The sequence below is a fragment of the Endozoicomonas sp. ALB091 genome (assembly GCF_049310265.1).
Classification (GTDB): domain Bacteria; phylum Pseudomonadota; class Gammaproteobacteria; order Pseudomonadales; family Endozoicomonadaceae; genus Endozoicomonas.
Genome location: NZ_JBLYNQ010000008.1, coordinates 602378 through 614459, shown reverse-complemented (window position 1 = coordinate 614459; position 12082 = coordinate 602378). Strand labels below are relative to the sequence as shown.

At 49.8% G+C, this 12082-nt stretch carries 10 protein-coding genes; 5 read left to right on the top strand and 5 right to left on the bottom strand.

What is annotated here, in order from left to right:
- Positions 1-12: 12 nt before the first annotated feature.
- Positions 13-477 (bottom strand): tRNA (uridine(34)/cytosine(34)/5-carboxymethylaminomethyluridine(34)-2'-O)-methyltransferase TrmL, encoded by a 465-nt coding sequence (gene trmL, locus ACO6UX_RS18990; RefSeq protein ID WP_422449936.1) that lies wholly within the window; start codon positions 475-477, stop codon positions 13-15.
- A gap of 1049 nt (positions 478-1526) precedes the next feature.
- Here trmL and ACO6UX_RS18985 point away from each other — a divergent pair.
- From ACO6UX_RS18985 to ACO6UX_RS18970, 4 genes are all read left to right on the top strand, one after another.
- A complete protein-coding gene (locus ACO6UX_RS18985) occupies positions 1527-2075 on the top strand; it encodes a hypothetical protein (RefSeq protein WP_422449935.1) in 549 nt (182 codons plus the stop codon).
- A gap of 377 nt (positions 2076-2452) precedes the next feature.
- Positions 2453-4915, top strand: a complete 2463-nt coding sequence (locus tag ACO6UX_RS18980; protein ID WP_422449934.1) for a TcfC E-set like domain-containing protein — start codon at positions 2453-2455, stop codon at positions 4913-4915.
- 93 nt (positions 4916-5008) lie between these two features.
- Entirely contained in the window at positions 5009-6043 is a 1035-nt protein-coding gene (locus tag ACO6UX_RS18975) for a hypothetical protein (protein WP_422449933.1), read from the top strand.
- A gap of 402 nt (positions 6044-6445) precedes the next feature.
- The gene (locus ACO6UX_RS18970; RefSeq protein WP_422449932.1) at positions 6446-7273 is read left to right on the top strand and encodes a hypothetical protein; all 828 of its coding nucleotides are present in this window, start codon (positions 6446-6448) and stop codon (positions 7271-7273) included.
- 250 nt (positions 7274-7523) lie between these two features.
- Here the strand turns inward: ACO6UX_RS18970 and ACO6UX_RS18965 are convergent, their stop codons facing one another.
- Positions 7524-8270, bottom strand: coding sequence for a hypothetical protein (locus ACO6UX_RS18965; RefSeq protein ID WP_422449931.1), 747 nt, complete (start codon positions 8268-8270; stop codon positions 7524-7526).
- Positions 8271-8684: 414 nt separating this feature from the next.
- Between ACO6UX_RS18965 and ACO6UX_RS18960 the strand changes: the two genes are divergently transcribed.
- Entirely contained in the window at positions 8685-9074 is a 390-nt protein-coding gene (locus ACO6UX_RS18960; protein ID WP_422449930.1) for a hypothetical protein, read from the top strand.
- On the opposite strand, the gene ACO6UX_RS18955 is transcribed toward ACO6UX_RS18960, so the two are convergent.
- From ACO6UX_RS18955 to glnG, 3 genes are all read right to left on the bottom strand, one after another.
- Positions 9056-9772, bottom strand: coding sequence for a molecular chaperone (locus ACO6UX_RS18955; RefSeq protein WP_422449929.1), 717 nt, complete (start codon positions 9770-9772; stop codon positions 9056-9058). The genes ACO6UX_RS18960 and ACO6UX_RS18955 overlap by 19 nt on opposite strands.
- Positions 9773-9924: 152 nt before the next feature.
- Complete coding sequence (locus tag ACO6UX_RS18950) at positions 9925-10419, bottom strand: hypothetical protein (RefSeq protein ID WP_422449928.1); 495 nt, start codon at positions 10417-10419, stop codon at positions 9925-9927.
- A gap of 181 nt (positions 10420-10600) precedes the next feature.
- Positions 10601-12079 (bottom strand): nitrogen regulation protein NR(I), encoded by a 1479-nt coding sequence (glnG, locus tag ACO6UX_RS18945; protein ID WP_422449927.1) that lies wholly within the window; start codon positions 12077-12079, stop codon positions 10601-10603.
- Positions 12080-12082 lie beyond the last annotated feature (3 nt).

Here is a 12082-nt window from a genome sequence, read left to right as displayed (position 1 = left end):
TGAAACCGTATACTACCGCCCACCAATAAACCCCATCTGCCGCCAGGCTTCATAAACCATCACCGCCACGGTATTGGACAGGTTCAGGCTCCGACTGTCCGGGAGCATGGGTAATCTCAGCACCTGCTCTTTCGGCAAAGAGTCAAGAATCTCTGCTGGCAGGCCACGGGTTTCCGGGCCAAACAGCAGGGCATCCCCTTCTCGAAAGGTGCAGCAGCTGTAATTAGTGGTTCCCTTGGTGCTCAGAGCCAGCACCCGGCCTGGTTTGACGGATTCCAGAAAACTTGAGTAGTCCGGATGAATCTTCAGCTCGGCAAACTCATGGTAATCCAGACCCGCCCGTTTCAATCGCTGATCATCCAGCTCAAAGCCCAGGGGTTCTATCAAATGCAGACGAAATCCGGTATTGGCACAGAGACGGATAATATTACCGGTATTGGGGGGGATTTCCGGCTGGTAGAGGACAACATCAAGCATGGGCAGATCCAATAGATGACAGAGTGTCAATGATAGAGTATCTGGGTGTTGGAGGGCATTAGTTGAGTTGGGTTCGCCTCCCGCTGCCCGATAAGCTTAAGTGCAGCAACTGTTTCGGCCAACAGCCAACAGCCAACAGCCAACAGCCAACATGCTTCAAATCGCCATAAAAAAAGGATTGGTAAACTTACTGCCTTGCTAAGCTGGCATCTTGCCTTGAAGATGAAGGTTTTTCGCCGCTTTCTATCCACCCCCACCATACCGAACTGTCCGGCTTGCTTCCCATGATTCACAAAGACCCGTTTGACCGCCTGTTGGTTGCCCAGGCTCAGGCAGAAGGCCTGGATTGTCTCGGTTGATGCTGTCTTCCCCGGTTATCAGGTCAGATTGGTAAACGCCGGGGAGTAACAGCGCTCCCCGACCAAGAGCATGACATTTCTGTGACGCCAAATAGCGATAATTGAGTCTCAAACAGCCAGCCATTCAGAAACCATCCCGGTGGCATTGGCATAATGCCGTTGCTCATAAGTTGGATGGGAATAGGCAATACCCCAAGCGTGAAGAAGCGGCAGTAAAACATCATCAAATGATAGGTATTGAGACACATTGCGCGAGCATAAAATTGTCAATTATTCACAAGGCACAGATGCTTGAGTACTGCATACTCGTAAAAACCGATGGTTAGAAAACTTATTTGATATAAGTCACAAAAAGCTTGTGTATAATTCCGGAATGTTGAAAAATCGCGGCTAAATATAATGACTGACCAAATGCTTTTAGTCTGTGTGAATGCAGAAAAAGACTTTGGTCGTAAAATAAACATTTTCCGGTGTTGACTTGAGAAGGTTTGTGGCTGGGTTTACGGAAAGAGTGAGTGAATTGTTAACTGTAAACAGTGAATGGTTGGGCTTGGCGAGCTGGGCATACCTTGGTAACCATTCACTCTTCACCCTGAGCACTTCCCTTTTTCCCGCTCACAAATTAAACGTCACCGTATAATAATGTAACCATAAGAAAACAGCAGTTAACCACTGCGTGAGGGCAAAATAATGAAAAAATTAAAGACATTGGCGCTGACGACGGCGGTTTCTTTGGGGTTGTTGGGGTCTAATGCTTCTATGGCCGAAACTCAAGGAAGTCTCGGGGCAACATCTGAGGGAACTTTTGATATTAAACTTAGCCTTGGGCAAATTGTACAAATATGGGGCTTTAATGATTTGTACTTTACAGGTAATGACAAGTCGCCTGCTATGAATCTATGCGTCAAAAATAATGACACTAATAATACTGTCAGGCTCAGTGTGGAAGGAAGTTTCAAATTAGGCACTCCAACCGAAAATGGTGCTAACTATTCTGTTTCCATAACTGACACCTCTAACGCAAAAGAATCAGTCTGGGGTAGTGGTGCATCTGAGCTTGACTCTGGTGAATTCAGTACTGTGGGCTACACAACACAAGATTCATCTGATGCTGTAGATACAACTTCTTGTGCTGATGGCTCTACTTACAATGCTGTAGACCTTACAGTTCAAGTTAAAGGCACAAAGGGAACAGGTGTATTTAGTGACACAGTTACTGTAACTGTATTCCCAATCTGACCTCATTCCCACGGTTCCCCGTGGGAATGCATACCCAAAAACTGGAGTCAAGTAAGAGAAACCAGGGTCAGAAAAACAAGAAAAAACAAGCAAAAAACAAGGGTCAGGTCTTGATTCTAGCAAACAAGGGTCAGGTCTTGATTCTTGAAACAAAGGTAGGCCGGTTCGCTGGCCTCGTTCCCACGCAGAGCGTGGGAACGAGAATATAAACTCTGAGATCCCTGTGCCACCGCCAGGGATCGTGAAAACGCTGAAAATACTGGAGCAATTTTCAGCATCTTTGTGGTTAAACAACCAGGATAAGACCACCTATTATGCGTCGTTGGCAGTACATCGCTAGATTGTTTTTTGTATTTTCCATGTGCGCTTGCAGCCAAATGGCACTTGCTGCCGACCCTATTTTTCTTGCCGCCACCAACCCACCCGCCGGGTTTGAAGATCTCAGCAGCACCCAGCAATCCCTGGTGGATATCTATTTCGGCAACCGCTATATCGGCTCCCAGCTGGCCTCGTTCAGCCCCGGCATTATTGAACTGCCCAACCCCGCTGAGCTGGTGCGCCAGATCGGTAATCTGAATGACCCAACCCTGATTGTCAGCACCCTGACCGGCGAACTGAACAGCCATAGTGATCGGGTGTGCCTGAATGATTCATCACAAAACTGCGGTATCCTGGAAACGCGGGTGGCCGGGGTAATCTTTGACGAATCCCGCTTCCGTGTGGATATATTCATCAACCGTCGTTTTATGCTGACCCGCGCCGCCGATGTGCGCAAATACCTGCCCCCTTCCGATGCGGGCTTTGCCCTGATGCAGAACTTTTCTGCGGCGGTTTCCGGCTCCACAGCCGAGGGCAGCGATAACAGCTATACACTCAATGGCCTGACCATGGCCGCCTGGAAAGAAAACAACCTCTACTGGAGCTGGGACTATTCCGATACCAACCACTTCTCCGTCAATCAGTTGTACGGTCAGCGGGACTTTGAAGGGGTTGAATACAACGCTGGTCTGTTATCCACCAGCGGTTTTGGCTTCAACCTGACCTCTGACCAGCCGATGGTCGGCCTGCGAATTAACAGTTCCAACAATACCCGGGAAGACCTGGACTTCTCCGGTGGTATGCCGGTGGCCGTGTTCCTGCCCACCCGTGGCCGGGTGGAAGTGCGCAAGGATGACCGACTGATCGACAGCGAGTTCTTCGAGGCAGGTTCCCAGCAGCTGGATACCAGCAGCTTTCCCAGTGGCGCTTACGATATTGAAATTCGTATTCTCGATGAAAGCGGCAATCGGACCACCACGGAAACCCGCTTCTTTGCCAAGCAGAGCCAGATTCCACCCAGCGGCGAATGGCTGTTCTTTATGGAAACCGGCCGGGTGGTGAACCGTCAAGCGGATAAAGCCCTGCCAGAGCTGACGGAACAATGGCTGACCCGCGCCGGAGCCAACCGTCGGGTGCTTGATACTCTGGCCGCCACAGGTGCGGTGGCCATCAATAATGACGACGCCCTGATGGAGTTCGGGCTTTACCACTTTGGCTACCGTTATGAGATCTCACCATCACTGATGCTGGCAGATAATGGCAGCAAGGGTTTTACCGTCAACAGTCGTCTGAGTCTGGGTGACTTATCACTTTCGGGAAACTACCGTCGTTTATGGCACGATGAGTCACTGACTAACGATGTTGATGATGATGGCAATGAAATACCCGGCCTGTTTGGCAACGCCTTTGAACAGCACTCTTTTTCTGCTTCCATGCCCCTGTTCGACGGCAGCCTGGGCTACCGTTACAGCCTGAACCAGAGCTATGACGACAACAACGAAGAGCAGGACCCGACCCGTACTCACAGCCTGGACTATCGCCGTACTCTATTTCGCACCTTTGATTACGATGGCGATGTGACCCTGAGCCTGAGCAAATCCAGCGATACCGAGATTGGCCTGGTCAGCTTCAGCTTCCGTTACCGTGCAGACCGCTGGAACTTCCGGGCCACACCACGGGCACAGATCAGCAAGCGGAATGGTGAAACCGACAGTTCTGAACGACTGCGGCTTTCTACCTCCTGGGTTGATGGTCATCTGCTGGATGGCGATCTGCGTGTTGATGCAGGCGTTGAAGGCGGCACCGGTGATGAACGTATGGATGGCAGCGTGCAGTACGCCAACCACTATGGCCGGGCCAGCTTCAGTGCCAGCCATACCCGCAGCAGTGACAGCAGTATCACCTCCTGGGGCGGCAGTATGAGCACCAGCTTCCTGACGGACGGTGAAGTGTTTGCCCTGGGTGGTGAAGAGCGTGCCGAGAGCGCCCTGGTGGTGAATCTGGATGGCCGCCCCGGTGATGTATTTGACGTAAAGGTAAATGGCCAGCGTCGTGGTTATGCCATTGCCGGCTCCCCATCCATTATTGCCCTGTCACCCTACGAGCAATACCGGGTCAGCCTGAGTCCGGCCGGTGAAACCCTTTACAGCTTTGATGAGCGGGAAAAAACTGTCACCCTCTACCCTGGCAATGTGGTGACTCTGGATTACGAAGCGATTCCCCTGCAGCTGCTGTTTGGACGACTACTGTTTAACGGTCTGCCACTGGAAGGTGCCCGTATTAACGGGGGCCTCTTCCCTGGCAGTACAGACGATATCGGTATGTTCCAATTGGAAACCCGTTCCGATGTCGGTAACCTGCAGGTAGAACTGAACAATGGCTGGCTCTGTCAGCTACCGGTTAAACCACTGAATGCCGGTTATGTATTGCAGATGGGCACCATAGATCTTGCCGATGCCCAGTGTGCACCGTTGCTGGAGGGCCAGCTGGCGATTACCGGGCGAAATGCTATTGACGAATAATGTCATTTCTACCCGTTAGTCAGCCTGCAGAACGCTACAGGCTGTCAAAATCTGGAAACATAACCAACCAATCCCTATTTATCAGGACATACTGTGAGCGCTGTTGTCACACAAACCTATAAAAAAAAGGCAAAACCTCTCTCAACTTGCCTGTTCTTTCTTTTCTGCATTACCGCTTTTCAAGTAACAACGGCCTATGGTGATAGAGACTGTGTTGGCAACAACTGTGATCAGGACGGTAACTACTGGGTTAAAGTGAAGCGCCTTCCCGATATGCTGCCTTTGCCTGACTGGAATGGCCAGAAGTCTGTTCCCGGAAATACCGAAACCAGCGGTAAAAGTCAGTTTTGTACCATTGCCTATTTAGAAGGCAGACCTCGTACAATGTTTGATCCGCAAGTCAGTATTTATGGCCCCGCATCTGATAGCAAATATATCTTGAAAAATGGCGGCCATTCTGTACCTGTAACCCTTGAAATCGAATCTGTTGCGGGTAGAGCCCCCCAGGATAAAACTGAATTTAAACCAGGGCAGTCGATCACCCTGACTGGCAATAATGGGTTTAGCCTGTGCAGAAATAATGAGCTGATTATTACTGCGACTGTTCGCCGGGAAGACATCCTGAAAACTGGAATGACAGGAAACTATCGCAGCCTTTTCCGGTTTAGTTCTGAGTCCACTATGGACGGTAAAAGCCTTGGTCCAGCCTGGATGGAATTTGAGGTCACACTTAGGATATTGCCTGTTATTCAAATATCACAACTGGGCAATATTCCCCTTATTCCCAGTGGAAACTCTGCCAAAGGTAGCCACCGGTTCTGTGTTTATGCCATGGGTTCTAATACATTTTCACTGGAAGCATCCAGCCTGACTGGAACCAGTCGGCCTGAACAAAAATTCGCTCTGAAAAATGGAGATAACAATTACATCAACTATGAACTTACAGTTACAGACTCCAAAGCAACCAGTAAGTCTTACGATAAAAATAGTGACCAAGAGGGGTTTTCAGCCACCGATGACTATCAATGTTCATCAACAAACATGATCGTAGAGGTGATAGTGCCAGATATTAATAAGCCAGCAGGCACTTACATCGATACGATGACATTTACGGTGACTCCGGACTAACCAGCCATCATCAATCTCCACTTTGTTATACGACGCTGTTTGACCGGATGGATTTTGGGTGAAAAATCCGTCACATTAGCTCCTTGTATATAAGCCTGATCTGATAAGGCTGGTTTCCAACTCTATAGAGTCTGTAACATCAGTCAGACGTTAGAATAATAAAACAGGGTCTGGCCATCTTTTATCTCAGTATGAGCGAAGTGATGGCACTGACAGTAATCAGTTATGTTGTATGATATTTTCTCGATCGTTCTAAAGTGCTTTCCCCCTATCGTTTTCACTCTATGGGTCCCTCTCTCTTTTGCTACTTTGGAATGCAGCTCACTTTCCGGAAACAGTGAACGCTGCACTGACGTGATTGGGCTGGAAGACCAGGAAATCACGATTCAGACAGAAGAGATCATGAATAACAGCTCTGTGATTTACGGCGAACAGCAATATTGTATTCTTTCCTATACAAAACCCTCTGCTAACAGTGATATCAACGCCTGGAGTCGTTTACCGTTTGATGTGCAGGTGGATGGCGATACGGCAGGTGACGATTTTGTCTTAAGAAATGGTAATAATACATTGCCGGTTGCTTTTAAGTGGCGTGGTGGTGCTCCAGTAAGTGGCGACTCCATTTGGGAAGAGCCTGGTCCGAGAAATCTGACTTCGGATCAGCAAGGTGCCACCTCCTGTGAAGATCAGCCCTTTTCTCAAGCATGGGTTCGGTTTGAGCTGCTGTCTTCCGAACTGCAAAGTATCCTGCCAGGCAGTTACAGCGGTAACTTTTCCGTTGATATCGGTCAGGGTTCAGCGAGCTACCATTCTGATGTTAATTTCACGGTAAACTTGCCAACCCTGGTCAAGATCAGCGGGTTGGACGATATGGTGCTGACCAGACGAGGCAATAATCGCTATCGCCAGGATGAGCCCTTTTGCGTGTTTGTGTCAGGGGGCGCTGATTATCGTATAAAGGCCAGCGGTGGCGCAGAAGCAAACGCCCCCTTCCTTCTTTCCAATGGCAGTAACACCATTCCCTACAGGGTGCGTTTATCCAGCGATGGGTCCAAGCTTAGTAAGGTCGATCCCGGAAAATGGCTGGAGGCAAAGAACAGCAGTACCTCGCTAAATTGCAGTGATAGTAACAACACTAAAGTGAGGGTTGTGGTTCTGGATAAATGGATAAATGGTAAGCCAGCCGGAGTATACAAAGGCACACTTTATCTCACCGTTGAGCCTTTATGAGAAGACTGATACTAATATCTGGCTTATCCCTTTCCTTACTTCACTTTTCCGGACACTTTTTCTCTCGTCCCCATGCTCCTGAGGTTGTCGCAAAACCCATAAAAGGGTCTCACCGCGTAGGCCACGAGTCGGCTCGCCTGCGAACCGACCTGCATCAAGACCATTTTTCCGGGTTTCGGGACGCAGGTTTCGGGTCAACCTCGCTCCGCGTGGGAACGAATGCAAACTACATTGAAACTCCGTGTCTGCTTTACGGCTCAATGGTTATTTCCATAACATCGCTGTAACTGCCTGCGCTGCGTGCCGGAAGATCTGACTTCAGAATCTCCACCCGTAACCTGACATTGGTGGAACCATTACAGATTTTACTGCGACTGCTCTTATATTTATATTTGCTTTTACCCGGACCATTAAAAATACTCCAATTTGAACTCCCATCCCCCCTTAAACTGATGCGATAAGAAATTTTGTTCCGGTTGGTACTGTCTGACAGGTAAAAGCCCTCAAGGGGACGTCTGGCGGATTTCAGACTCACCCTGTAATAAGTGCCATGGGTACCATACACACAAAAAAGCATTTCCTTCCACAACCATGCGCCGCCACCATCTTCCGGGGTAATCTCAACATCACTTAAGCCGGAGATGCGGTACAGTGTTTTAATATCCAGATCAATCCGGATTATTTTTGACTCCCGGCGGCTAGGAGGCCCGACAGTGAAGTCCAGCCAGGCCTTTTGCAGTCCAAGCAAGTCAAGCGTTTCTATTTTTTTACTGGCGATATGAATCTGCAGTTCAAATTCATAATCAGGACACTGGGATGGACCTGAAGAACTGCCTGAGGCAATAGTTGCTACTGAAGTCCTGTCGGGCTGAAGCTCTATTTTTTTTCCTTCTACCGCCTTGCCTTTGCCGGTAAACACCACTTTGCTGATGAAACTGTCATTAAGTCCACTTCTATAGAGGCCGGTGCTCAAGGGTCCAAATCTGAGTTCTTTCATATCATCCCCTGGGCTAACCGTGAGACAGAAGGATGTCTTGAGAACCAGCGTTTCTTCGCCGCTCCAGACCTCACTGAAGTTATCGTCGGGCATATTTATGAATGGCTGGTTACCGCCCTGCTCAACCCGGCTACCCTGTAATCCATCAACCTGAAATGAAAGAAAGAGGAGAATTCCCCATAAAACAGAAAATCTCACAACTCACTACCGAATAAAACTACCAACTGACAAACAGCCTGTTTACCACAAACATTACGGCCCGGCAAAACTCATTTCTCGTTTGCGTTGCTCTTTACTTTGCCGCACTGACAACACCGCTCCCGACCGTAACTCAAAGGCAGCAGTTTGAATATTTGCATTTCTACTGCTCTGGTCTGGCTTTGACACTCCAGGCAAGTGATGAGGATGATAATAATGACCGTCGAACGTTACGAGTTCCGCCTGACCCGATTAGAAGAAGTGAGGAAGGTGCGTCGTAACCAGGTGGATACCAGCAAGGGGGTGGATACCCTGGCCAGCCATATGAAGAAACATCAGGACCTGCTGCTTTCCAACCATAAGGCTACTGCCGACCTTGAGCAGGTGGTGCTGACACTGCCCCGTGATCTCAAAACCTTATCCGTTAAAGTGGATCAGAATCATATTGCCATGGAGAGCTATATTGATTTGTTTCCGGGTCTCCGGCAATCCTGTTCCCAAGATTTCGGCAGGGTGCCAGATGGTTCTGTTAAGGAACTCTCGAATCATCCCACCGGGAGCTTCACCAAGCGACAAATCGCCTGTATTTACAGAGAGAACTTCTGAGTCTCCTCAAACTCACCATCGAACAGGCCATACTGAATAAACCCTTTACCTTTTGCTGCACCCTCGGGCAGAGGCATTTCCCAACTTTCACCGGCATAAATACGAGTACCGTCGCTCAGGTCAGTACAGCTCTCTTGCGCATTACTGGTGCAGTATTTTCCATTACGAAGCACCACGTTGATATTGCCGCTATTGGTAAACGTCATTTTGCCATTATCCAATTTACCCTCCACTTTATACTCAGGGTTCTGAGGGCGCACAAAGACCAGGGCCTGATAGGCTACCAGCAGTTTGATGGCGGTTTGTTTGGCTTCCAGGTCACCAACCACAGGACGGAAGGTTACTCGATAGACCAGCTCTTTATCTTTGGGGGTTTCCAGACTCACCAACCTTACGGTTTTACGGCCATTGGGCGGAATAATGGCTTTTCCCGGTGTGGCCAGCAGTTTGATGTCATTGGGGTCTGTTACCCGAATACGTTCTTCCTGCTCCGTACCGGGATTGATGACGTTGTACACTTCAGTTTGCAGGTAGAGATTTTCTTTATCCGGATTGGAGACCACCACATCCTGCCGTGGCAGCTGGTCTGGCTTGAAGTAGACGATCATACGATCAAGAGACATGGTTGCCAGCACTTGTGAGCTGGCGATAAGAGTGACCAGCAGGCAGGCTCCACGGACAAGACGTTTCATGAACATATAATGGCAATTCCGGTTTGCCCCGGGCCAAACTTCGCTGCATAAGCCAGGGAGGTTTGAGGCGACAGGGGATGAACAATATTCCGCTATTCTATTGCCACGAAAAATAATCTCAAATGGGTTTTACTGCCTAAGTTGCCTGAAACTTACCCTTACTCGGCTTGAATCAATAACGTCGCAGGCTGTTTTGAGCCCTGAAAACCGGCTACCGGCTGGGCAGTCAATTGTCTGCTGCTGTTACGGCAGTCGTTTTCAACACCAAATATGGCGGAGGGCTGCCCGGTAATCCGGGTTTCTCCCGCTGGCTCAGAGACGCTTAAATCAACACCGTCGGCACCGCTGGAGGCCAGGCTGAATTGGGATAAGCCACGCCCTGAGACACAGAGGGAAACCGGGCGATCAAAACTCAGCGTACTGGTTGGGATAATATCCGGATTACCGTTTTCATCCGTTGCACTCTCATCCACAATGACAACCTGCGACTGCAAGGACGGGTAAACAATGAGCGTGATAGAAAATGAACCGGTGGAGGTGTTACCCGGTTTTCCCTGGGTCGCTGCTTCAACGTATGTCAACGAAGTGACGGCAAATATACCAAATAGGAAAAATGCGCCAATTCTCTGGCGTAGAGATAGAGTCCGTTCCATGATGCTACTGCCTTACTGCCACATCCTGTTTTCAGTATAGGCAGTGTGAAAGACGTACTATTGACCTTATGTCCTGTAAAATTTCCTTATATCAGGAGTAAGCTTTTTAACCATGGAAACAGAAATACGATATAAAAACTTTTTGTCTCCGTGTCGTTTATGCCCTTAGATATTGCGGTACTTAACCAATCAGCTCTTCTTCCAAAGGCGCTGAGGGCTCTTCCAAAGGCGCTGAAGGCTCCAGGTTCAGCTCCTTAATCTTCCGGGTAAGCGTATTCCGGCCCCATCCCAGTAACTCTGCTGCATCTTTTTTACGGCCACCGGTATGGGCCAGTGCTGATTCAATAACAATGGTTTCAAAGGCAGGCACCGCCTGATCAAGAATGCCGACCTGCCCCGCTGCCAGCTCACGATCACACCATTGGCGGAACAGTTGCTGCCAGCTGCCATAGCCGGTTACCGAACCCAGGTCACTGTCTCCCTTATCCATCAACTCTGGGGGCAGGTCAGAGACCAGCACTTCACGGCCAGAGGCCATCACAGTTAACCAGCGACAGGTGTTTTCCAACTGCCGGACGTTACCGGGCCAGTCCAGAGTGCTGATGTAACCGGCCGTTTCAGGGTGCAGGATTTTCGGTTCCACTTCAAGCTCTTTGCCTGCCTTGTCCAGAAAGAAACGCGCCAGTCGTGGAATATCTTCACGACGATCCTTAAGCTTTGGCAGATGTACCCGGATGACATTCAGTCGGTGAAAAAGATCTTCACGGAACTTGCCTTCTGCCACCAGTTTTTCAAGGTTCTGATGGGTCGCTGCAATAATTCGCACATCGGCTTTAACCGGCGTGTGCCCACCCACGCGGTAAAATTCGCCATCGGCCAACACGCGCAGTAAGCGGGTCTGGGTATCGGCGGGCATATCGCCAATTTCATCCAGAAACAGGGTACCACCACCGGCCTGTTCAAAACGCCCACGACGCATGCCTCCGGCACCGGTAAATGCACCTTTTTCGTGACCAAAGAGTTCAGACTCAATCAGGTCCCGGGGAATCGCTGCCATATTCAAGGCAATAAAAGATCGCTCCGCCCGGGGGCTGTGGCGATGCAGTGCCCTGGCCACCAGCTCTTTACCGGTGCCGGATTCACCATTAATCAATACGGTGATGTTGGAGTGCGACAGGCGGCCAATGGCACGAAACACTTCCTGCATGGCAGGGGCTTCACCGATAATCTCCGTAGACTCCTCCTGTTGCAGGGAGGCCTCCGGAACCGCTGCCTCAGCCAGTTGTTGCTGGCGATGTTCCTGACCGCGCTTGACCAGCGCTACCGCTTCATCAATATCAAAAGGCTTCGGCAGGTACTCAAATGCTCCGCTCTGGTAGGAAGACACGGCGCTGTCCAGATCCGAGTGTGCCGTCATGATAATAACGGGAATATCCGGCTTCCGTTCATGAACCGCCTTCATCAGTTGCAAACCGTTCATGCCCGGCATCCGGACATCACTGATCAGGGCCTCCGGTTCACTGTGTTCCAGCGCTGCCAGCACTTTTTCCGGCGCATCAAAGGATTGTGTTTCGATACCGGCTGAATTCAGGGCCCGCTCCAGAACCCAGCGTATTGCCTGGTCGTCATCCACGATCCAGACTTTGGAACTCAAACTCATACC